Source organism: Gemmatimonadota bacterium, from assembly GCA_026706845.1.
GTDB lineage: Bacteria > Latescibacterota > UBA2968 > UBA2968 > UBA2968 > VXRD01.
This window is the reverse complement of sequence record JAPOXY010000135.1, coordinates 1-24,330: the sequence shown is the minus strand read 5'-3', so window position 1 is coordinate 24,330 and position 24,330 is coordinate 1. Positions and strand designations below refer to the sequence as shown.

18 protein-coding genes are annotated in these 24,330 nt (G+C 53.6%); 17 read left to right on the top strand and 1 reads right to left on the bottom strand.

Translation table 11 applies throughout. The features are described 5' to 3' along the window. The 6 genes from OXG87_13020 (at position 1) to OXG87_12995 (ending at position 7,976) form a co-directional block, all read left to right on the top strand. Complete coding sequence (locus tag OXG87_13020; protein MCY3870474.1) at positions 1-2,508, top strand: PDZ domain-containing protein; 2,508 nt, start codon at positions 1-3, stop codon at positions 2,506-2,508. Between the two features lie 39 nt (positions 2,509-2,547). Further along, entirely contained in the window at positions 2,548-3,396 is an 849-nt protein-coding gene (locus tag OXG87_13015) for a phytanoyl-CoA dioxygenase family protein (GenBank protein MCY3870473.1), read from the top strand. A gap of 13 nt (positions 3,397-3,409) precedes the next feature. Further along, positions 3,410-4,348 (top strand): aldo/keto reductase, encoded by a 939-nt coding sequence (locus tag OXG87_13010; GenBank protein ID MCY3870472.1) that lies wholly within the window; start codon positions 3,410-3,412, stop codon positions 4,346-4,348. Between the two features lie 139 nt (positions 4,349-4,487). After that, complete coding sequence (locus tag OXG87_13005; GenBank protein ID MCY3870471.1) at positions 4,488-5,642, top strand: mandelate racemase; 1,155 nt, start codon at positions 4,488-4,490, stop codon at positions 5,640-5,642. Positions 5,643-5,673: 31 nt separating this feature from the next. Next, the gene (locus OXG87_13000) at positions 5,674-7,308 is read left to right on the top strand and encodes a sulfatase-like hydrolase/transferase (GenBank protein ID MCY3870470.1); all 1,635 of its coding nucleotides are present in this window, start codon (positions 5,674-5,676) and stop codon (positions 7,306-7,308) included. A gap of 134 nt (positions 7,309-7,442) precedes the next feature. Next, positions 7,443-7,976 (top strand): hypothetical protein, encoded by a 534-nt coding sequence (locus tag OXG87_12995; GenBank protein ID MCY3870469.1) that lies wholly within the window; start codon positions 7,443-7,445, stop codon positions 7,974-7,976. Here OXG87_12995 and OXG87_12990 read toward each other — a convergent pair. Further along, positions 7,900-9,753 carry a hypothetical protein gene (locus OXG87_12990; protein MCY3870468.1) on the bottom strand — a complete coding sequence of 618 codons (1,854 nt, stop codon included), beginning with the start codon at positions 9,751-9,753 and terminating at the stop codon, positions 7,900-7,902. The genes OXG87_12995 and OXG87_12990 overlap by 77 nt on opposite strands. A 180-nt stretch (positions 9,754-9,933) precedes the next feature. On the opposite strand from OXG87_12990, the gene OXG87_12985 reads away from it, so the two are divergent. The 11 genes from OXG87_12985 to OXG87_12935 form a co-directional block, all read left to right on the top strand. After that, the gene (locus OXG87_12985; GenBank protein ID MCY3870467.1) at positions 9,934-10,776 is read left to right on the top strand and encodes a phytanoyl-CoA dioxygenase family protein; all 843 of its coding nucleotides are present in this window, start codon (positions 9,934-9,936) and stop codon (positions 10,774-10,776) included. 128 nt (positions 10,777-10,904) lie between these two features. Next, positions 10,905-12,281 (top strand): TolC family protein, encoded by a 1,377-nt coding sequence (locus OXG87_12980; GenBank protein MCY3870466.1) that lies wholly within the window; start codon positions 10,905-10,907, stop codon positions 12,279-12,281. Positions 12,282-12,296: 15 nt separating this feature from the next. Next, positions 12,297-13,496 carry an efflux RND transporter periplasmic adaptor subunit gene (locus OXG87_12975; GenBank protein MCY3870465.1) on the top strand — a complete coding sequence of 400 codons (1,200 nt, stop codon included), beginning with the start codon at positions 12,297-12,299 and terminating at the stop codon, positions 13,494-13,496. Then, positions 13,496-16,624, top strand: coding sequence for an efflux RND transporter permease subunit (locus OXG87_12970; protein ID MCY3870464.1), 3,129 nt, complete (start codon positions 13,496-13,498; stop codon positions 16,622-16,624). Before OXG87_12975 ends, OXG87_12970 begins: the two co-directional genes overlap by 1 nt. 143 nt (positions 16,625-16,767) lie before the next feature. Then, positions 16,768-17,007: a hypothetical protein gene (locus OXG87_12965; protein MCY3870463.1), complete on the top strand. Its 240-nt coding sequence runs from the start codon at positions 16,768-16,770 to the stop codon at positions 17,005-17,007. Further along, a complete protein-coding gene (locus OXG87_12960; protein MCY3870462.1) occupies positions 17,004-19,109 on the top strand; it encodes a hypothetical protein in 2,106 nt (701 codons plus the stop codon). The genes OXG87_12965 and OXG87_12960 overlap by 4 nt, the downstream gene beginning before the upstream one ends. Before the next feature lie 40 nt (positions 19,110-19,149). Next, the gene (locus OXG87_12955; GenBank protein MCY3870461.1) at positions 19,150-19,947 is read left to right on the top strand and encodes an endonuclease/exonuclease/phosphatase family protein; all 798 of its coding nucleotides are present in this window, start codon (positions 19,150-19,152) and stop codon (positions 19,945-19,947) included. A 33-nt stretch (positions 19,948-19,980) separates the two neighbouring features. Then, complete coding sequence (locus OXG87_12950) at positions 19,981-21,069, top strand: aldose 1-epimerase family protein (GenBank protein MCY3870460.1); 1,089 nt, start codon at positions 19,981-19,983, stop codon at positions 21,067-21,069. A gap of 83 nt (positions 21,070-21,152) precedes the next feature. Continuing rightward, complete coding sequence (locus OXG87_12945) at positions 21,153-22,571, top strand: hypothetical protein (GenBank protein MCY3870459.1); 1,419 nt, start codon at positions 21,153-21,155, stop codon at positions 22,569-22,571. 16 nt (positions 22,572-22,587) lie between these two features. Next, positions 22,588-23,523 carry a hypothetical protein gene (locus OXG87_12940; protein MCY3870458.1) on the top strand — a complete coding sequence of 312 codons (936 nt, stop codon included), beginning with the start codon at positions 22,588-22,590 and terminating at the stop codon, positions 23,521-23,523. Between the two features lie 39 nt (positions 23,524-23,562). Then, the coding region (locus OXG87_12935; protein MCY3870457.1) for a hypothetical protein at positions 23,563-24,330 on the top strand (768 nt) is incomplete at its 3' end.

Sequence of the window (24,330 nt, the reverse complement as noted above, 5' to 3'; positions counted from 1 at the left end):
ATGGGGCAGACGCTTTTTGTTTCATCTAAAGGTGACGATAGAAATTCTGGCACCGAAGAACAACCTCTTGCTACGCTAAAACGGGCGCAAGAGGTTGTTCGTGCATGCAAACAAAACGGGCCGATAACAGTGTGTTTGAGACAGGGAACTTACTATTTGAACGAGACGCTCATTTTTGGTGCAGAAGATTCTGGGACGAAAGATGCGCCCATTGTTTATCGGGCTTATGAGGACGAAGAGGTTGTTGTTAGTGGAGCAGAGTCTGTGGACTTGATTTGGGAAGACGCCGGAGATGGGCTGGTGAAGGCTAAGGTGCCTGAGGGCTTGGATTTTGATCAGCTTTTTATCAATGGTGAAAAGATGGTTCGCTGTCGCCATCCAAATGCTGATCCGCGAGATGGGTTTTTTGATGGCAGCATTCGATGGGTTTCGCCAGAGACCTCTCAAGATGCCATTGATTCGGCGCGCTTAAAAGGATATGCCAATCCGGTGGGTGCTTTTGTACACGGGATGATGTCGCTGGGGTGGGGTACATTGCACTTTCGTATTTTGGAAAAAGATCCAGATGGGGTTTACACCTTTGAGTACGAGAAGGATCGGAAGGTAGAAGGTGGGTGGCAAAACAGTGGGCGAAGAACCAATCCGTATGATGTGTTGGCTGAAGGGCGGATGTTTATTGAAAACGTGTTTGAAGAATTGGACGCGCCTAAAGAATGGTTTTTAGATCGAGAAACTCATACACTGTATTTCAAGCCTGAAGAAGGACAGACTCTTGACGATGCAACAGTGGAAGTCGTGGTGCTGAGGCATTTGTTTGAGTTTCGAGGGTCGGAGGACAACCCCGTTTGTTATATCACTCTGGATGGGCTGACACTGACCCATACGTCTTACACGTTTATGGAAACGGATGTCATACCAAGTGGTGGCGATTGGAAGGTGTATCGGGGAGGCGCTGTTGTTTTTGAAGGCGCTGAATTGTGCACCGTTCAAAATTGCTCGTTTGAGCGCATAGGTGGGAATGGGGTTTTTATTCAAGATTATAGTCGGGACGTCACTGTGAGCGGGTGTCGGTTTGTAAAGACGGGTGCGAGTGCTGTTTTACTTGAGGGAAATAATTCTGCCGTGAGGTCGCGATGGGCACATTGGTGGGGGTGGCCTGAAGGTATGCGGGGTGAAACACCGATGGTAAATGGCAGGCCATTTGAGAATGAGAGTATGGCAAAGTTGCCGTCTGAAATGCTGGATGAAGGACATGAGTTGGTCGATTTAGAAGCAGGGCCTCAGAACAATAATTATCCGGCCCGGTGTGTGATTCACGACAATTTGATGACGCAGTTGGGCAGTGTAGAGAAACAGATTGCAGGTGTGTTCATTTCTAAGGCCAAAGAGATTACAGTCAGTCATAATAGTATTTACGATGTGCCGCGTGCTGCGATCAATGTGAACGATGGATGTTGGGGTGGACATGTGATTGAATGGAACGATATTTTTGATACGTCAATGGCCACGCGAGAACACGGAGCTTATAATTCGTGGGGACGGGATCGGTACTGGATGAAGCTAAAGGGCGAGGCAACACCTGAAGAATTCGCCCGCATGCGCACGATGGCGAAGCTGGATTGTGTCGATCCAATTGTTTTGCGCCACAATCGGATTCAATGTGCGCATGGATACGATATTGATTTAGACGATGGGTCTGGGCATTATCACATTTATGGCAATTTGTGCTTGCAAGGTGGTATCAAGTTGCGTGAAGGCTTTTTTCGAACTGTAGAGAACAATATTTCTACCTTATTCAGCCCACACGTTTGGTATCCCAATAGCGGCGATGTGGTTCGGCGAAATATTCTTGTTCGTCGAGAAGCTTATTCACCGCGCGGAATGGGAATGGCGGGTTGCCGGGGAGAAGATAATTTGGTGGATGAAAATCTGTTTGCGGTTTATGAGCCTCCGGAAGATCACAGGGCGTTGGGTCTGGACGTGCATTCGAAAACATGTGATCCAGGTTTTTACAATCCATCATCTGGAGATTATCGGGCGAAATTTGGATCTGAGGTCGGATTTGAAAATTTCCCTATGGATCAATTTGGTGTGCAAGATTCGAGGTTCAAATCTGACGTGCGCATCTGGTCTGGTCTGGGGCAAGCGTTTGATAAAAACGCTGAGTTTTGGGGCACCTATGTCAATGCTGATCTGTATGACTGGATGGGGGCGACCTTGCGTAGTCTGGTAAATTATGGTAGGGAATCTGCGGTGATTGGGGCTGTGGAATTAGAGCACAATGATGGTGTTTTGGTAATTGATGTTCCAGCAGAGTCAGAAGCTGCTCAGGTAGGGTTATTGGGCGATACTGTGATTTTGTCTGTGGACAATGAGAAGGTGAGAAATATTGAGGATTTGCAGCACATGCTATCTATAGGTGGTGTTACAATTCAGTTTTTGGGCGACGAAGGTATGCGAGAGATATCTTTTATGCCGAACAATATTCCCGAGTTAAAAAAAGACTGAAGGACAAACATTGTGGACGAACAATAAGGAGATCAACCTATGCAACCAGTCCATCCAATGAGCGACGGGGAATTGGACGCACACGTAGCTGATCTGCAAGAAAACGGTTATGTCATCCTGCGGGAACAAATCGCACCCGAGTATCTTGACCCTCTTCGGGATATCGCCCAGCGTGCTGCGGATGATTACATCGCCGAGTGGCGAGGAGGGATGAAGTTGCCTGAAGTGCGCATTCTTGATGGAAATGGAAAACGCAACTTCACAATCAATCCGAACGCCCGCGCCTGTTTCATGTGGGGTAAAGCGGCCATGGATTTGCTCGACCACGACACCGTTCACGGGATCTGCGAACGCGCTCTGGGCACCTACCATTTTTTAGATCTCGTTGCCAACACCGTACGCTATCATCCGGAAGCGCGGCAGGGGCGCTTCCATCGCGACTTCAGGCCCGGTCTCACGAACAAAGGCAAGCACAACGGCCTATGGTTCTTCTTTATGCTCGACGGCTATTCAGCGGAAAACGGCGGCACCCGGTTGGTTCCGCGCACACATTGTTTCAAAGCCGACGAACCCGAAATGATGGATCCCGAGCCGGATTCAGACAGCAACAAGATCCAGGCAACCGGCGATCCGGGTGATCTACTGATTGTAAACGCGGGGGGACTGCATTGCGCGGGCGTAAATCAGACTCACAAGCCCCGGCGCACCCTGAACATCCGCATCGTACCAAACAGCGACCGGCTGTTCTACAATGCCTGGGAACTCGCCGGGCCTGAGCTGCAAGCGAAAGCCAGTGAAAGAGTCAAGCGCTTCCTGCAGCCGCCAGCCGACCGCGTTGCCAAACTGCGAACCGACTGGCGCGTGACGCCTCGTCGGGAAAAATCATAAACGGAGGAATATCATGCAGTATAGAACGCTTGGGAAAACTGGGTGGAATGTAAGCGCTGTCTCCATGGGATGCTGGGGCATCGGCGGACAGTGGGGTCCGGTTGAAGAAAAGCAGGCCCTCGACACCATCAACGCTGCCCTCGACGCGGGCGTTAATTTGTTTGATACCGCTGATGGCTACGGTTGTGGTCAGAGTGAAATCTATACAGGCAAAGCGCTGAAAAGCAAGCGATCTGAGGTCTATATCGCGACAAAGGTTGGCAACTGGGGACGCCGTCAAGGAGACCCCCTCGGGTACAAGACGATATACAGCATAATCAATTGTTGTCACGCAAGCCTTTACCGGCTCAATACAGACTATATCGACCTGTATCAGTGTCACATCGGAACCCCAGAACATCCCGAGATCTTTGTCGAAGCCTTTGAGTTGCTCAAGAAAGAGGGAAAGATCCGTCACTACGCGATATCTACCAACGACCTGGATTCGCTCAAAGCGCTCAACTCAGGAGACGCATGTGCATCGTGTCAGATCAACTACTCGCTCCTTAACCGGCGACCTGAGAATGACATCCTCCCCTACTGCCTGGACAACAATATCGGGGTGTTATTGCGAGGGCCAATCGCTCAGGGTCTTTTGGCGGATAAATTCACGGCAGATACAAGGTTTGAAGACATGGTTCGAGATCACTGGAATCCAGGGGGAAGTCAACGCGATGATTTCCTCGCCAAACTCGACAAGGTTGCGGCACTGCGCGAGTTAGTACCCGAAGGCCTGAACATGGTTGATCTCGCGCTCAAGTTCACCCTCGCCAATCCTGCCGTCACCTGTCCCATTCCCGGAATGAAGACACCCGAGCAGGCAAAACAGAACGCTGCCGCTGCCGACGGCGAACTCGATCAAGCTACTCTGAAAAAAATAGACGCGATCTGCCCGCCCGGAAAATCAGCATAAGATACTCACCAAAACGGGTCAAGTCCATACTCAGTATAAGGTTATTTGTCAACGTTTAACCGTTACCTATGCAGGTTGATTGAAAAACCTGCTAAAGCTAACTGTCTTTCCTGCGATGGTTTCAGACCAGGAGATAGAAATGAAATCGCCTAAAATAAAGAAGATTGAAATAAAAAGGATTCAGTGGCAAATCAAAGATTGTGGACCTGGCACATATTCTTCGTGGATGACCTATAACCCGGGCGTGAATCTTTCAATGGGTAAACACATGACCAGTATTTATACTGATTGTGGAGTCGTCGGAACCTATCCGATTAGCCATGATATTTCTCGCATTGCTCACGACTTATTGGGACGAAATCCGCTTGCAAGGGAAGAAATATGGCAAGATTTCAATACGTTTCATCTGGGTGGGTTGCACGCATCTGTTGACATCATATTATGGGATATCCTTGGAAAAATGACGGACCTCTCCGTATCTGAGTTATTGGGAGGATATAGAAAAAAATTGCCCGCTTATGCCAGTACGATGAACGGAGGAGAAGAAGGATTAAAAGGGGGCTTATCCACGCCAGAATCGTACGCTGATTTTGCTGAACAATGCTTAGAAATCGGTTATAAAGGATTTAAGATCCATCCATTCCCCAGACCTGATATTCAAGACCATATAAACTTGATACACGCTGTGGCCGATAGAGTCGGAGGAAAGATGGATTTAATGCTGGATGCATTTAACTATTATTCAACATTTGCGGATGCTTTAAAGGTTGGAAGGGCCTGCGATGAAGCCGGTTTTTATTGGATAGAGGATCCTTATTTTGTTGGGGACGGCACGACTGAGAACGGACACCAGAGACTAAAAGAGTTTCTCGATACACCACTTCTTCAAGGGGAAAAAGTTACGGGTATCTCTGGAAAGATGAATATGCTGTTGTCCGGATCGACAGATTTTATCAGGGGCAATGTAAATGGAGATGGAATCACGGGAACGAAGAAACTGGCGTCAGCGGCTGAAACGGTAGGCGCAGATATTGAAATTCACGGCGTTGGCCCAGCGCAAAGACATGTGATGTCTGCCATAGGCAATTCGAATTATTATGAAATGGTTTGGGTCCATCCCGATACAGAATGTTTGCAACTGACTTCTGACATTTTTCTCGAAGGATATGAGGATGGTCTTGAAGCAGTGGATGCAGATGGTAATGTAGATGTACCAGATGGACCCGGGATGGGCGTAGAGTGGAATTGGGATGCAATAAATAAAATGACTGTAGGAACAAAGATTATCGACTAAAAAGCTCAAACAGCGCATCAGGACGGTCATTATGCAGTCACAAAACAAACCCAACGTTATCCTTTTTATGGTTGACCAGTTGTCGGCCAGGTGGCTCGAAGTGGCTCGGGACAAAGGAATCTGTGCCTTGCCGAACCTGGACTGGCTGCGTGAAAACGGCACGTCCTTTACCCGGACATTCTCCAGCAATCCGGTATGCTCACCTACCCGTGCAACGATTGCCACCGGGCTTTGTTCGAGAGCGCATGGTTTGATCATGAACGGGTACGCGCTCAATCCCGCCATTCCGACCTTTATGCAAGCGCTGCAAAAGGAAGGGTGGCGGACTGGCGCTTTCGGAAAGCTGCACCTCAGGCCGCATCACGAAAGCCTCGTACACAACTACCACCCCTATGGTTTCGATGTCGTACACGGCACTGAGGATGACCGCGCTGGCGAGTGGCTCGACTGGGTCAAAGAGGCGCATCCTGAACATTATGAAGCGGCCCTTTCAACGGCCTGGCCCGCTGTTCCGGGTTACGCCGAATACGGTCCCGACGGCGTCGATCTGAGACCGGCCATACGCGCCGCTAAAGAGCGTTATCCACACCCCACCGAGACGTGGCCCAGGAACTCTCCCAAGGCCTATACGCTGCCGTTTCCCGAGGAGGTATCGCAGTCATCGTGGATAACCGCAAGGGCGCTGAATTTCATCCGCGACACCCATTCGGAGCAGTCTTTCTTTGCCCATATCAGCTACGTGGCACCCCACGGCCCGTTTTGTCCCCCAGGCGAATTCATGGACCGCGTCAACCCGGAGAAAATCCCTGCTCCAGTCCCCGCGGATTGGCTTAACGATACTGACGCACCCGAATATTTTCGGAAAATGGCGCGGGTGTTGCACGGAGAGAGCGACGACCGACCATCTTGGATGAAAGATATAGCTGTTACATCCGGTTCGGATGGACAGCCCCCCCTGATACCGGATCTCAGCCATGAGCGTCATTGCTACTTCGCCGACATTACCCACCTGGACGAACAACTGGGTCGGGTCAGGAAGGCTTTGCAAGACGCTGGGCGTCTTGACAACACGTACATCATTTTTGTGTCTGATCACGGTGAATTTCTCGGTGATCACGGCTTCTGGCAAAAACAGGAGCGCCACTACGATGGCGGTATTCGGGTGCCACTAATCATTGTGGGTCCCGGCCTGAAGAAGAACGCCATATGCCAGGAAATCGTGCAACTGGAAGACATCTGTCCCACTATTCTCAACATGACCGGCGTGCCCCTGCCTCACCTGCGTTTTCGCCATTTTGGTGGCCGCCTGGACGACAGTGCGCCAGCAGTTTCAGGAAGGTCATTGGTCGAGCTTTGCCGTGGAGAGGTGCCGGACGATTGGCGGGATGAGGCGTATGTTGAATCTTTTCCATGCTTCGGTCCAGGGACTCTGGGAGCCTGGGCGCGCACCGTACGCACATCCAGATACCGATACACGTTTTATCCCGATAGACACGGCGAGCAGCTATTCGACCTCGAGGCGGATCCGGACGAGCAGAAGAATCTTGTCAACGATCCGGAGCATGCCGCTTTACGCCGGGAGATGAAAGATCGCCTGATGGAACAGATTATCCGCCAGGATTATCCTGTTTCTCCACGTGATCTGTTCTGGTTTGGCATTCACTAAAAAAATTTTACGAAAAAGAGACTTATCGTTGCTGCGATAAACATATTGACGTTGGGGCTACAACGTCAGGCGGATTGACCGCCAAGAAGCCCACAGGCTTTAGCCGTGGGAGTAGTCACTCAAAGAAGGTTTTTATGAACACAACGCCAACAGTCTGCATTGCCGGTGTTAACGACGAACCCAGTCCATCGTGGGATCTGGATGAAGGTTTGGATGTGCTCGATGAACTTGGCATCAAATTTATTGAACTGCGTGCGGCCTATGGTGAAATGGTCGATCAGATAAATGACGACACGTTCATCCGTGTCGCAGACCGTGTCAAAGAACGGGGTTTTACCGTCACCACTTATCTCGGTCAGGTGGGCCGCACAGTACCCGACGAAGCCAATCGCGCACAGGACATATCGCACATCACCCGCGCCGTTCAACGTGCCGACTACGTTGGCACAACCCAACTGCGCACGATGGGATATAAAAAAGGCGACGCAGGAACCGACTGGATTGCAATCGCCACCGTAGAGCCACACTTGCTTCATTCTCAGAAATTCCACGTCTCCGGCCGGGAGAACTACATGAAAGCTACCAACCGAATCATACACCTTCTCGAAGAAGCCGGTTTTGCTGTGCAGAGTCGAAGAACAAAGGCTTCTCCCCGTTCACCAGCTTGACAAAATCTCCCGGCTGAAGCACAAGCCCGGGCGATAGGTGCAGCGCATCGCCCATCGGATCCGGATCCGCCTCTGTGTAGGGATAGGCGATGGTTGCGCCATCTTCGTGCTCGGCCAAGAAGGAGACCGTCTCTCCGTCGCTCTGATCGGAAAGCTGCCAGCCCGACAATTGGTCGGCAAATGTCTCGAGCGAATGTCTCTCCTCGGGAATCTGAACTTCGACGTAGAGCAGAGCGACGAGCGGGTTATCTTCCTGCTGCACGTCCTCTCCCCCGTGGAGCCTGATTCGCAGGCGCAGTTCACCATCTTCGCCATAGACCAGCGTCGCGCGGCTACGAATCGCTTGACCGTCGCAGTCTAGCACCAAGACGACAACACCCAGGTAGATGTCTCCATAGGAAACAGCCACGGATTGCCCTGGCAAAAGGCTCACGGGTTTTCCGCCCCAATCTACATTGCCGATGCGAACGGACTCGATCTGGTCCCTTAGTCCGAACAGGACGCGAGGTTCACAAATGAACGTAGGATCGTCCAGAAATTTGCTTCGTTGCTCCTCCTGCAGATCGTAGTACAGTCTGCCGATCACCTGACTGCCGTTCTGACGCGACAGGAATGTGGCGCACGGCTGATGCATAAAGGATTCGTCCGGAAGGAACGGGACACTGGGTCGCGGGGCCTTGCTGTTCCGGACCAGCAGGATATACGACGGAGGCGAGTGGCCGCCCACAGATTGTAAACTCTGAGATGCCAGCCCGTAAGCCTGCGTAATGACGTGGGTTCGTCGGCTACCCAGCGAGATTCCCCGATCGAGTATCTCGGCTCCGTCCGCCATCTCGTTCGCCAGGGACCGAACAGGTTCCGGCGGTACGTAGTCGAACAGGCTCGGCATCAGGACCGCAAGCTCGGCCGGAGCAGGGGTGCCGAATTTAACGTGGGCATACGAAGCAGCCCCGATTGAACCGTTCAGCACATCTCCCTGGTAAGCCCTTGCGGCAGCACCCGCCAGAAATCCACCGGGCATCAGGTTGAGCGCCATCTGATAGGTTATCAAATCCATAGTGCGCCGCAGTCTGTCTTTGAACTCGTCATCTGACGTGTAAGCCCACGCCGCTTCCATACCTGAGAGCGTGACGGGTGTGTACGTCGGGCTGTTGAATTCGTGGAAGCCGTCCTCCGAAGTGCCTTCGACCCAGGTGTTGAAGTCGGCCACCGCTTCGGCGTGGATCGATGGATCGTCCAGCACACGGGCAAGACTGACCAGGCCGCCGAGGTTGAGAAAGTAGATGTTGGTGTACTGCCATCGGACTTTGTGGTCACGGATGCCGAGCAACGCGTTTGGAAAGGCGCGCTCGAGCGCAGCCTTTGTGTCATCCTCCAGCTTGTCCTGGAAGTTGACGTACGTGAAGACCAGGCCGATCGTGAGGAAGGAAACGGCGTTCTTGTCTTTAACCCGGTCCCAATGGGTCATCCAGAAGAAATTGCCGAAGGTCTCGGACTTCGGTCGTAGGTCCTGGTGGTCCAGGATTCGGCGAATGATACGGTTGGCCTCACCGGCATCGTCCGTCCCGTAGGTGCGGTCGTCGGACAGAAGCAGGAGGATGGCGTAGTCCAGGGATTGCTGGGCGATGGTATGGCCGTTGAAACGGGGAAAGAACGGATTCCAGCGGACGATGAGCGCAGCATCCGTGTCGTACGCCATGTCAAATGCCTTCCGCATACGATCTCGAAGGATCGCATCACGCTGGTGCTGTTTGCGGAGTTCTGTATCCGCTTTCATAGTTGACCTCCTCAATGGCTGAAGACGGCTCATTGAAGATACGCTCGATGGCGTTGACTACCAACTGACTTTTGACGAGCCTGCTGCCATGTTTTTGATCCATCGTGCAACCGACATATTTTTTGAACAAAAGCTCGCATAATTAGGTATAATATCCCTGATAACCGAAAGGATTGAGACATGACGAATGAGCAGGCGCTGACAAAGCGGCGAGAGTTGGTCGAGTCGGGCTACACCATCGTACCTGGTGTGATGGATACGGATCTGCTGCACAGGCTCAGGACATGGTCCGACCGCATCTTCGAACGCGTGACAGTTCCCCACAAGATCCGGTACCAGGGCAGCGATATCTTCGTCAACACGGAACGCCGATGGCGTGAGGGAACGCCGACAGCCGAGAATCGGTTTCCCGATCCGATCGCCGCGGAGATCATCGATCAGCCTGCACAACTCGAAGCCTGCCGACAAATTGGGCTCGAGAATCTCGTGGCAGACGACACCGTGATCATCCTGTCCAAGCCCGGATATGGCCCGCCCCTCTACTGGCATCAGGACTTCATGAAGTGGCAGAGCCCCGAAGCCGCGACGCCCTGGCCGATACGCATCTTCTTATCTTACTACCTGACGGACACCACGCGCGAGAATGGATGCCTGCGCATGATCCCCGGCAGCCATCGGAAACGCCACAAACTGCACGACATCCTGCCCAAAGCTCACGGATCGGAGATTCAGGCGATCGACGACCTATCGCATCCCGCGTTCGCAGACTACCCCGATGCGATAGACATCCCCTTAAACGCAGGAGATCTGGTCATCGCAGACGCGCGCATCCTCCACGGCGCGTGGCCCAACCAAACGGCTAAACGCCGAACTCTACTCCTTGCCTGGCACGACGTCTTTTCCTTTCCCAATCCCCCAAGTTGGTGGGACGGTGACGTACCCGAAGCAGTTCGGGATGCGGAGCCCTCGAGCGAATACGAGAAATCTCACGAATTCAGGACACCCTCGCACTACCTCACCTGACGCTTCTCTGTCAGCAATACATAGATAAGTAAGCGATTACTTGATCCCGTAATTCTATTTGGTTATTATATTGTGGCAGTTTACATTACAGACTGTCATTTTGTATTTAAACGGATGTTCTTGGTCATTTGAAAATTATCTTACACATGCTATATGTTCGCCTGTTTCTTTTGATCTGGCCCGTGTTTGTTTTTGGGTGTTCGCCCAGGTCTGCAAATCTCACCCTTCCTTTTGAACCTCCCAAAGCTTTTTCCAGTCATGCCTCACAGGCGCTTTCTGAACGGTGGTGGACTGCTTTTGGAGATGCGCGTATGGACAGCCTGGTCAATCGCGCATTGCAGTCCAATTTCAGTTTGGAGACGGCGTGGCATCGGTTGCGAAGTGCACAGGCTGTTGTGGATCGCGAAGGGGCTGGCCGGTTTCCAACACTGGAAGTATCCGGGCGCGGTGAGGTTCAACGTCCCGATTCTGAAAATAATGCACAGATCCGTTTGGGCATCACGTCTGAATACGAAATAGATCTGTGGGGGCAGATTCGTTCGGGTGTGGATGCCGCGCGTTATCGAATGCGGGCGACTGAGGCGGATTATCAGACTGCGGCATTGTCGCTTTCTGCAGAGGTCGTGCGTACTTATTTTCAATTGATGGAAGCACAAAATCAGCACGAACTTTTTGAGCATCAGATTGAGACCAATCAGCAAGTGCTGAGTCTGATTCGAGCGCGTTTTGGCAGTGGGCAGATTCGCAGTGTGGATATCTTGCGACAAAGGCAATTGATCGAATCCACACGCGAACAAAAAATCGCTACAGAATCCAGAATCGAGGTGTTAGAACACCAACTCGCTGTTCTGTCGGGCTATGCCCCTCAGGATGGAATTGCCTATACGCATCGCGCTTTGCCAGATCTGCCACCTCTGCCGTATACGGGTTTGCCTGTTGAGTTGATTCAGCGACGTCCAGATGTCAAAAGGGCTTATAACCTGCTGCTGGCGGCGGATCGCGATGTGGCGGTTGCTATCAGCAATCGGTATCCGCGTTTGAGCCTGACAGCATTGGCATCGGGTGATGACCGCGGTGGTCTGTTTAAAGATTGGGTGGGCAATCTGATAGGCAATCTTTTGCTGCCTGTTATCGATGGTGGTGAACGGGGGGCAGAAATCAAGCGCAATCAAGCCAACAAAAGCGCGCAACTTTCGGCTTATGGGCAGACGGTTTTGACGGCATTTGCCGAAGTGGAAAATGCATTGGTTCAAGAACAAAAACAGGTTGAACGCATCGCGAGTCTCGAAGCGCAGGTCGCTCTGGCGAGGCAGACGTATGATCAGTTAAGGCTGGAGTATTTAAATGGCATCAGCGATTATCTCGACGTGCTTACTGCGCTGACAAACGAACAGAGGCTCCGACGAGCGTTGATCTCTGCGAAACTCGATTTGCTGGAATTCCGCATTGCGCTTTATCGGGCGCTCGCAGGTGGTTTTGAAATTGCTCGTAATAAATCATTATAAACGGACAGGCATAACGTGGATAGCAAAAAAGCGCTGATTATTTGTTTTTGTATTTTGATTGTGGGTGCAGGTGTTACTGCGCTGATTTTTATGACGGAGCCTACAGCGACTCGCGTTGCGGCGACGAAGAAAACCGCGATGCTCGTCGATGTGGTTGAGGTGCAACGCGGTACGTATCGCCCTGTGATTGTGGCGACGGGGACGGTTGAAGCAGAACAGGATATCATCTTGAGTCCACAAGTCGGTGGACGGGTACTTTCGCTGTCATCAACTTTTACGCCGGGTGGGTTTGTCAAAAAGGGTCAGGTACTGTTACAGATTGATCCGGCAGATTATCAGAATGCACTTTTGCAAAAAAAGAGCGATCTGCGTCGTGCCACTGCTGATTTGAATATTGAGATGGGACGTCAGAATGTGGCGCAGAAAGATTATCAGATTTTAGATGAAACGCTGTCGGATGAGCTTGAAGCGCTTGTGCTGCGCCAACCTCAGCTCAATGCAGCTCGGGCACGGGTAGAAGCGGCGCAGGCGGCCGTGAATCAGGCTGAACTGGAATTGCAGAGAACAACCATTAAAGCGCCTTTTGACGCGCACATTTTAAGTCGCAATGCCAATCTGGGTTCTCTGGTTTCTCCACGCGATAATCTCGGGCGTCTGGTTGGTCTGGATACATACTGGGTGGTGACGACCATTCCGCTTTCCAAAATTCCGTGGCTTTCTTTTCCCAACAGCGAGGCAGAAAAGGGATCGTTGGTGCAGATTCGCAATCGTGTGACCGAAAAGAAAGGTGCTTATCGCACAGGCTCTCTTCACAGACTCATTGGTGCTTTGGCAGAAAAGACGCGTATGGCGCAGGTACTGATTTCCGTTTCTGACCCGCTTGCTCATCGAGATGGATCTGATCATCTATCTCCGTTGATGATTGGCGCATTTGTCGAGACGCATATTGAGGCCAACGAAATTCCCAATGTGGTGCGTCTGGCACGCGATTATATCCGGGCTGGCAATACGGTCTGGGTGATGAAAGACGGTCTGTTGCGGATTCGATCTGTTGAGATCGTTTTTCAAGATGCCGACTATGCTTATATATCGGATGGGTTGCAAGATAAGGATCGGGTGGTTACGACCAATTTGTCTCGAGTCGCTGATGGTGCAGAATTGCGTGTGAAAAGCATTGGGGAGGAAGATCCTAAAACCCTGGGAGATACCCGGTGATGAATGAGACACAGGATACATTTGAAGAAGCACGAGGTCCGATTGCCTGGATGGCGCGCAATGCTATTGCGGCCAATCTGTTTATGATCATCCTCATTGTGGGCGGGATCTGGACAGCTTTTCATATCCAGAAGGAGGTCTATCCACAGTATGAACTGGATATCGTCTCGGTCAGTGTGGGCTATCCGGGTGCGGCACCTGCGGAGGTGGAGCAGGGGATTCTACAGCCGATAGAAGAAGCTGTGCGCGGTGTGCAGGGGATCAAGGAAATGACGTCGCAGGCTCGCGAGGGGCGTGGGAGTGTGACCATCGAACTGGTGGCAGGTACCAACCGAGGGAAAGCCTTTCAGGATATTGATCAGGCAGTCAATCGGATTCGGACATTTCCCGATGATATAGAACAACCCGAAGTCAGCCTGAGGGCACAACAGCGCAATGTAATGGATATTGGGCTGTATGGCGATGTGGATATCGGTACGCTGAGAAGTCTGGCCGAACAGCTAAGGGATCGATTGCTGAGCGATCCGACCATTACACAGGTCGAGCTTGGCAATGTGCCAGAATACAGGACGCATATTGAAATTCCTCAGCACAGGTTGCGTGAATACGGTCTTACACTGCGCGATGTGGCACGCGTGATTGTTTCGTCGAGTGAAGACATTCCCGCGGGTTCTGTGGAGACGGGTACGGGTGAAATTTTGTTGCGCATGAAAGAGCGCAAGCAGTGGGCCGATGAATATGGTCGTATTGTGATTATCCCTTCAGAAGGAGGTGGTGGGGTTACACTGGCGGACCTGGCAAAGATCACGGATGGCTTTGAAGAAGGCGGATTTCACGAACGGTTTAATCGGCAGCTTACAGTTGGTGTGGATATCTATCGGATTGGGAATCAATCGCCACTTGAGATTGCCGAGGCTGTTAAAAATATCATGGCAGATTTTGAGACCACCCTGCCGCCTGGTGTGAAGTATCGGATCGACAGCAACAGTGCAGAGGATTACAAAGATCGGTTGTTTTTGCTGATAGAAAACGGGGGGCTGGCTATTGTGATTGTTTTGCTTATTCTGGCGATGTTCCTCGAGTTTCGGCTTGCATTTTGGGTGATGATGGGGATGGCCATTTCTTTCATTGGCGGTCTGGTGTTTTTGCCTGCTATTGATGTGAGCATCAATATGGTTTCTATGTTTGCATTTTTGGTGGTGCTCGGCATTGTAGTCGATGATGCGATTGTTGTGGGTGAAAATATACATGAATATCGGGAACGAGGTATGAGCCCGATGCAGGCGGCCATTGCGGGTACACATGATATTGCCAGGCCGGTTACGTTCAGCATTTTGACTACGATTGTGGCCTTTCTGCCGCTTTTGTTTATGCCCGGCACCACGGGAAAATTCTGGTGGCCATTGCCTGCGGTTGTGATCACTGTGCTGGCCGTGTCTCTTTTGGAGGCGCTATTTATTTTGCCCGCGCACCTCGGGCACCTTTCAAAACGCGCTGTTTCGCCGGTAAATGGCACGCATCGCTGGCAACAATCTATTGCCAACCATTTCAATCGGTTTATCGACCAACACTATCGCAGATTTCTGGATGTATGCATTCGGCATCGGTACGTTACGATTGCATCTGCTATGGCTTTGCTGATGGTGGTGGGCGGTTATGGATACAGCGGTCATATGGGTATGATTATGATGCCCGAAGTTTCTGCCGATGAGATTGAGGCGGGTATCCGATTGCCTGTGGGGACCACGCGGGACCAGGCTGCGCGGGTTGCACATGATGTGACCGAATCGACCCATCGCATGTTTGAAGCGCACAACCTTTATCGCGTGGCCGAAGGGATTAAAACCAATGTGCGCGGGGGGAGTTTTATCGATGTAGAAATTGTGATGAAACCGCCCGATGAACACGATATGACGACAGGAGAGATCATCTCTCTATGGCGCGATAACATCGGGGATATTGATGGTGTCAGTCAGTTTACGTTTGAGGCCGAGAGTGGACCGGGCGGTTGGCAACAGGATATCAGCGTCGATTTGAGCCATTCGGATATTGACGTGTTGGCCAAAGCCAGCCGGGCATTTTTAGAGCGCGCCGAAGGGTTTGAAGAGACGCACGATGTGAGTGACAATTACAATAAAGGTAAAGCGCAGTTTGATTTTGTGTTGCGTCCGGAAGGCCGAAATTTGGGATTGACGCCAGTTGAGGTAGGGCGTCAGTTGCGCGATGCGTTTTACGGCGCACTGGCGATGCGTCAGTTGCGCGGTACAAATGAAATTGAAATGCGCGTGAAATTACCGATGGCAGAGCGAAAGGATATTCGCCACCTCGAAGAATTTGTTGTGCGTACACCCGATGGCACAGAAGTGCCGTTGATGGATGTGGTAGCCATTGAGCGTGGCGAAGCGTTTACAAGTATTAATCGGCGAGATGGTCGGCGCGTGGTGACGGTGAGTATGGATGTGGAACCCAAGCGAGCGATGACGCGCGTTATGGAAGCGATTAAAACCGATGTGTTGCCACAAATCCGCGCGGAGTATCCGGGATTAACCTGGACGTTTCAGGGGACGCAGGCTGAGATGCGCGAGTCAACGCAGGCGCTATGGGGCGGGTTTGCCATGGCGATGGCCATTGTGTATATGTTACTCGCCATTGCATTTGGCAGCTATGTCCAACCCCTGATTGTGATGGTGGCGATTCCATTTGGAATTGTGGGCGCTGTGATCGGTCATATTTTGCTCGGTTATGATTTGTCGCTTATCAGTCTGATGGGGGTGATCGCCCTGTCGGGTGTTGTGGTAAATGACTCACTGATTATGATCGATTATGCAAATAAAAGGCGTGCCCATAGTTCGGCTTTTGAGGCGATTCACACTGCTGGGCTTCGGCGCTTCAAGCCTATTATTTTGACGACGTTGACAACGTTCGGTGGTTTGACACCGATTATTTTGGAGACATCCCGCCAGGCTTATTATCTCATTCCTATGGCAATCTCTCTCGGATTTGGTATTGTTTTCGCGACGTCTATAATTCTTTTGTTAGTGCCCTGTCTGTATATGATTCTGGAGGATGTTGTCTCTCTGGTCACAAATGCCCGGTACAGTTTGAGCCGTTCGGCGGACGGGTTTTAAAAAACAGAAGACCTTTCCGATTAGAAAATTCATTTGTCTGATTGCTAAACGGAATTATCTTGTTAGGTTGCGACTGGTCCCAAATACAGATCCCCACTGGATAGGTTGTCCAGTGGGGATTCTCTACAACAGGGAGAGGCCACATGGCATACGTCATACTTATCGCAGAAGGAGATGCATCTGACACGCTTCAATCGACCTGGCGTGAAAAATCGGAACGCCTCCAAACCCACACACAGTCACCGGGCGCTCTGGTACTCTACGACACCAATCTCGCCCGTGAATTCGTGCGGGATGTGAAAAACCGCATCGACGGCGGCAAACTCGTCGTTTTTCGCTGCGACGAACCACACGAAACCGTAGAGCCAGGAGCGTCTGCATGATCGACTACCCCCCACTCGACACGAGCGCGCCGACTTTTCCGTCCGAGGCCGACCTCGTTCACCTGATGTGTCGGCACGTGCCCTACATCGAGCAGTACTGGGTCGATGAGGATGAGAAACACGGCTACTTTGGCTCCCTCGATGTGAACGAATTTCAGCCCCCGGGCGGACCGATCAACGAAATGATCATCCGATCCCTGGGCGATGAGCTTCGAGGCTACGCGGCCCTCCATCAAAGCGCGTTCTTCGATCCGTCGCTCGCCGGAATCGAGAAACCCGTCCTGCTCGATCGATTAAACCGATGCCTCCGCTGGATCTGTGCGCATCACCTGAGCGGATCGCGAAAAACGGAGCCGCTCGAATGGAATGGCCAGTGGGGCGACGACTGGGAATCGTCCCTCTGGATCGCGGACATCGCAATGGCAGCCAACCACGTTGCGGACGAACTGGAACCGGACGTGCTCGAAGCCGTCCACCGCGTGCTCGCCTTTGAAGCGGACCGATTTCTCGGTGTCGATCCCCCGGACGGACGCTGGCACGACACGAAGGAGGAGGAAAACGCTTGGGACAGCTATCTTCTCGCCTGGGCGCATTGCCTCCTTCCCGACCACCCCCACGCGGACGAATGGCTCTACCGGGGCAAGCTATTCGCCATCAACACCTTCACCACCGACCTCGATCGGGTCGATACGCGACTCTTCGACGGTCGTCCGCTGAAAGACTGGGTCTGCACGCAAACAGCCCACCCCGACCTCACCGTGGAGAACCACGGCTCCTTCCATCCGGGGTACCTCGCCTGTGGCGTCCTCCTGATGATGGGGCGCCTCGCCTTCACACTGACGGGCAAGACACCTCCCCCCCACTACCTGCACCGCGTCCACGACGCCTGGAAGGTGCTGAGGCGTTTCTTTCTCTACAACGGATTTACGGCCTATCCATCCGGCCAGGACTGGACCTACCACGAACCCGACATCAACTACCAGCACGCCGTCATGTTCGAGGAATTCGGCGACCGATTTGCAGGTCATATGCTGTGGCAGAACCTCGTGTATCTGGACGGATCGATGCGGGACGCAGAAGACGGCCGATTCAACGCCCGAATGCCACACGCGGCTGGTGGTCGCTACTTCCAGTTCGAAACGGGCGTCATGGGGCAGCTGGGCACTCTCGTGATTGCCGGCGTACCCGATGTCTCGCCGATACCCGTCGAGGAATTCAGACGCGATCAGGTCGGAACTGAGACCTATCCCTATGTCTGGCTACAGGTTCGCCGCAGCAAGCAGGGCCTGTTCTCATTCGCCTGGCGATCCCTATCACACAGCGTGATGGGGATGGTCGTACCAGCCGGCGGAGAGGACACGCTGGGATCGGATCAGGACGCCTTCATAGGACGTTTCGAAATCAACGGCGAGCGTCTGATTCCCACACCGCTCTATCACAGCGATCACACATCGGAGAAAGGCTTCACAACCACGGGCGCAATCGAGTACGCGGATGGCCGCATTCGACAATCAATCGCCGTCGTCGCGCTCGAAGACGGGGAAACTTCGCTCGTGATAGACTGGACCGTCGCGGATGTCGAGCTCTCGCTGAACGAGGGATTTGGCGTCTATATCATGAACGATTTCCTGAACGGCAACCGGGTCCCGATCTCCTTCGAAGGCGGTCGTCGCACCATACGAGGCGTCGGCGGACGTACACGAGTGATTGAAACCGGCTCGACCTGGATCAAGATCGCGGGATGTTTGGGGATCGAGACGTGTGGCGAGCAGCTTCTGTATGAAGATGCCTCGGAGAGAAATACGCCCGAGCGGTGGAAAAACTTGCTCCAGGATCGCGTATTCCTGCGTCCTGAAGTGAGCGGTGGAACCGCCCGAGACTACGCATGTGTCATACGCCAGGGACGTGCTGGAGCGCGCCGCATAGGCCATGGCATGGAGAGACTGCAAATAGACCAGAACGGGATCAGAGCCTATCGCTTTCGGTCCCGCACCGGCGACGTGATCGCCGTTGCGAACTTCACAACCGTGTCCGAGTCCATAGAACTGGCGGGCCGATCAATCAATGTCCCGGCGATGGACACCGTGCTAATCGAAAACTAAATGAGGAAATCCGATGGCCGACGAGAAGACAATCAAATTTATGACTTACAACCTGAAATATGCCAGTCCCACGTTTGAGCCGCCCTGGGAAGTGCGGCGCGATATGCAAGTGGCACTGATTCGCAAACACAATCCCGACATCATTGGTACCCAGGAAGGCTTGAAAGAGCAGATCGACTATCTGATGGATCATTTGCCTGAATACGTGGTCATCGGAGAAGGCCGAAAAGGAGGGGATGATGACGAGCATATGGCCATCTTCTTCAAGCGCGATAGATTCCGACTCAGGGAAATGGGCAGTTTTCAGCTATCGGAAACGCCGGAAGTCATCGGTAGCGGCCCTGCTAACAATCCTCGTATGGTCACATGGGCCCGCCTCGCGATCATCAACAGACCGGCAGATAGAGAAACGAGTCCCTACCCAATGGACTACAGGGGGCACTGGGAAAATACTCAGGAGTTGTATGTCTTCAACACGCATCTGGCCCCAGGCGAGGGAATGGCTCTGGCAAGACTGAACAGTGCAAGACTAATCGTCGAGCGGATCCGTGCGCTCGACCGGTTTGGTGAGTGGACCAGGCCGCGCCCTGTATTTCTGTTGGCAGATTTCAACGCAAGACCGGGGAGCGATGTCTATAGAACATTTGTCGGGGATAAAGGCTCGGGAGAGCCTGGCGTACTGAAAGACAGTATAGAAGGCGGCAACGGAATCGACTGGATTTTGTTCAGAGGGGACGTTGAGGTCCGCTCGTATGAGGTCGTGGACTACAATGTCAACGGTGTTTATCCATCCGACCATAAACCGGTTCAGGTCGAATTTCAGATCCTTGATCATTAACAACCGATTAGCATTTGCTACAGGAGGTCCCCCATGCCCAGGCTCTTTGGCCGCAACTTCACTCGCCGCCAACTGCTCAACCGCGTCGGCGACATCAGCCAACTCATGTACGCCCGCCGCGCCGAGCGAAGCGAAGGATTCGAGCGCGGCGCCGACCTCATCGACGTATTCAACGCTTCGGGCCTGGGGTTTTCCGTCTTGCCCGGCCGCGCCCTCGACATTGCCTCGGCCCACTACAAGGGCCAGTCGCTGTGCTTCCGCTCCGGCCCCGGAGACGTCGGGCCGGCCTTCTACGAGCCAGAGGGCTTCAAATGGGGACGCGGCTGGTTCGGCGGACTGGTAACCTCTTGCGGCCTCGACTTTGTCGGCCACCCAGAAGTTGATCCCGAAGAAGAAAACATCGAGATGCCACTGCACGGTCGCCTCTCGTACATACCCGCGAAGAACGTCGGCATTGAGACGGGCTGGGAGGGCGCAGATTACGTCGTGCGCATCCGCGGCCAAATGCGTCAATCCGAGGTCTTTGCCGAGAATTTAGAACTATCGCGTGAGATTTCGACCGTGCTCGGCGAGCGGAGCATCCACATCCGCGACCGCATCGAAAACCTCGCCGTTGACCGTTCGCCCCTCATGTTCGTGTATCACTGCAACCCCGGCTTCCCCCTCCTCGACGAAGGAACGCGCCTCGTCCTCCACAGCCGCGAGAGTACCGAGTGGACCGAGGACCGCCCCGTCGGCCCCGAAGACTACACCGTGGCCAAAGGGCCGCAACCGCGCGCCCACGACGATGTGTACGTGCATCGGCCCCACACCGACCGCCGGGGACGCGTCCACATCGGCCTGCTCAACGAAAAGCTCGGCCTGGGATTGTATTGGCAGTTCAAGCGCAGCGAGATCCCCATCGTCAACCAATGGCAGCACTTCCACAAAGGCACCTATGTCACCGGCATTGAACCGGGCAACTGCTCGGTACTCGGTCGCGCCTGGAACCGCAAGCACGGAACCTTGCAGTACATTGAACCGGGCGAGGTGCGCGAGTTCAACATGGAAATCGGCGTGTTAGATGGGGCGGATCAGATGCGCGAATTTGAGCAGAAGGTCGAGGGGGGTCTGGCCAGGTAAGGCCGCTCCAACCGCACCTTACACCGCTTGACCTGACCCCTGAAAGACCCTATATAATTCTTTTTTTAGACCGGAGGACGCTGATGAACCCCGAAACCATGCTTGAGAAGGTATGCCGATCGCTGGATATTCTGGTCGCATTGGGAGCGACCTATGAGGGGTTGTTCCCCTCGATTATCGATCGATCGACCCATCAGATGATGACGGAAATGCCACCGGGAATTGCGGGACAGCGGGACGGTGATCGGTCACATCTGGGCAGCAACCTGATCCACGATCAGGCGGCGCTAAAGACGATGTACGCGCTTGCCGAGGCGCTGGACCGCCCGGATTATGCACAGGCGGCAGACCGGTATTTGCAGCGGTTTGCGACCCACTGTACAGATACAATAACGGGTATTTTCCCCTGGGGAGAACACGCGTACTGGCACCTATTGGAAGATCGGGTGGCAGACAGCTATCAGTTGCGGGAAGGAGCAAGCCCCAGTAAGACGACACACGATCACCTGCGACAGGCACCGCTCTGGCTATGGGAAAAACTATATGTCTTCAATCCGCCATGCGTCGAGCGCTTTGCCGAGGGGATCAACGGACATTGGACCGAAGGAGAGCCGCTGGAATACATCCGGCATGCATATATCGATGAGAAACTCCCCTATGCCCGGGGCGAGCGGTCCTGCGATTTCCCGAGGCACGGGGGATTTTACATTTTCGATTGGGCATTTGCCTACTTGAAGACGGGTCGAACGGATTTTGTACAACAGATCGAAACCATGCTGGACTACTGGTGGGAGAAACGGGACGACCTGGGCCTGCTGCAAACGGAGAGCAGATCGCCCGAGGACGATGTGGATTTTTATCAAATCAATGCGCCTGGGCAGACGCTCTCCCTGGGGGTGAGCCTGCTTGAATCCGCCGAGTTGATTGCAGGTGCGTTACCAGATCTGGCCACTCGCATGAGAGAACGGGCCGCCGTTTATATCGACGGATTTTTAAAAGCCCCCCACGATCTGGAACGGGGTATTTATGTGAATTCCTTTCACCGGGGTTCCAACGAAGCGAAAGGAACGATGCCGATTTGGGGCAGCGTATATGGAAACTGGCCCGCTTGTTATGCCGCACTATTTGCCCTGTGTGGCCATCGCATTCGGCCCCATCAAGGGCTTTTTGAGTGGGCCGTCGCGGTTGGAAAGAGCTATTTGGAAACCGATTTCCCGGATGACATTGCCGTACCGGCGATGGATGCCGGATTGGGGTTGGAGCTATTGGCAGATTTATATGATCTGACGGGAGAAACCAGGTGGCTGGACGGGGGCATGGCCCTTGCCGATAAGCTTATGGCCATTTATATGGACGGCGATCTGCCGAGGGGTGCATCGGGAATTGATTGGTATGAGTCGCAGATGGGACCGAGTTTTTTACAGCATGGGTTGGCGCGAATTGCACTGATGGCCCGCGATGGTCTCCCCTGTATTTTGGAGGGGGATTATACGGCGAGGTGAAATGAGGAAATAGATCATGGACAAAAACCAATGGCTGGATCCACAACCCTGGGAGCGAGACATTGATGCACCTTGTCTGTCCCTGGGCGCAGCCGGTCAATTTGACGACACCCACATTTTTGCTCCCTGTGTCGCTTTGGAAAACGGGCGCTATTACATGTGGTACAGCGGCTCGCGCGGCGAAGTAGATCTGCGGGTTTTTGCTCTGGGGCTGGCCACCAGCGACGACGGCCTGCATTTTACACGACACCCCGCCTCCCCGGTTTGCACCCTGATGACCGACCACTCCATCCTCACCCCCACCCTGGTACGCTACCCGGACGGCTCCCTGCGGCGCGAGGCGGGCAAGCTGCGTATGTTTTTTTCCTCGACCGATTTTCCCTCTGGCGACACACGCCACACCCTGCACGCCATGACCAGCGACGACGGGCTTCGCTGGGAGACGCCCTCCACTCCCCTATTGGAAAACGCCTACGCCCCCACCCTGTTTTGGGAAGACGACCGCTACCGCCTGTGGTACACCGATGTGACCGCCGACCCCTGGACCATACGCGCCGCCACCAGCGACGACGGCTTTGAGTGGCAAGTCCATCCTCAGCCGGTGTTGGAATTGGACCAGGAATGGGAGTTCCAGCGTCTGGTCTATCCAGCCGTTCTCAAAGAAGACGGTTATTATCTGATGTGGTACGGCAGCTATAGCAGCTATCCGCCCGAGGTCATGAAAACCTCCATCGGATTTGCCATCAGCAAAGACGGCCTCAACTGGACTAAAAGCCCTCACAATCCGATCTTCGGCCCCGACCCTTCGCGGTCCTGGGAATCGCACTTTACCACCAGCCATTCGCTCTTGCGCCTGGCCGACGGCTCCCTGCGCCTGTGGTACGCTTCGCGCACCAAACCACCTTTTGTACACAAGTATTACGCCATCGGCACCGCGCGATGGTCCGCTTAATGCTTTCAATAAATACACCCGATCAGGAGGGCACCTTAGATGGCACAAGAGCAACTCGAATTGCGCGAGGCAAGCGGCAACGAAAAACCGGTGTTCGGCATCTCGGAGTGGATGTGCTACTACGCCAACTACGACAAGCCGTGCCCGGGGCCTAAAGCACTGGACGAGTGCGTCGATCTGCACCTGCAAGCGGGCTGCGACCATCTGGTGTGGAATCTGGGACGTTCGGTGGTGGACTACTGGTCCGAGTTGCCCCATATCACGCGGATGTGCGAAAATGGCGACCAGGTCGGAGGCATATCCTGGAGCTTTGTTCGCAAGGTGATGGACGAGGTGTGTCCGCTGCGGCACGCGCTGGCGCTGTGCCGCGATCGTGGGGCGCAACTGTGGGGCCGCCTGGGGATGAACCGCCACTATGGCCGGGCAGACTGGATAGGGGTCACGTCCAAATTCGCGCTGGACAATCCGGCCTTCAGGGAGGTGACCAGGCCGGGCAACGAGGATGCCAGCCGGCTGTGCTACGCGCTGGCGGAAGTGCGGCGCGAGCGAATCGATATTTTGCTCGAGTGCCAGAGAATCGGCGTCGATGGGCTGGTGCTCGACTTCTGCCGGCAGATGCCAATGCTGCTATACCACCCGGCGCTGGTCGAGCCGTTTATGGCGGAGACGGGAATGGATCCGCGCGAAATCGACTCGGACGACTTCGAGCAGTACCGGACGTGGTTTCAGTACCGGGCCGACGTACTGACCGGATTTATGACCGAACTGCGGCGAGCCGTGCGCATCCAGGAGGGCAAATTGGGTCGG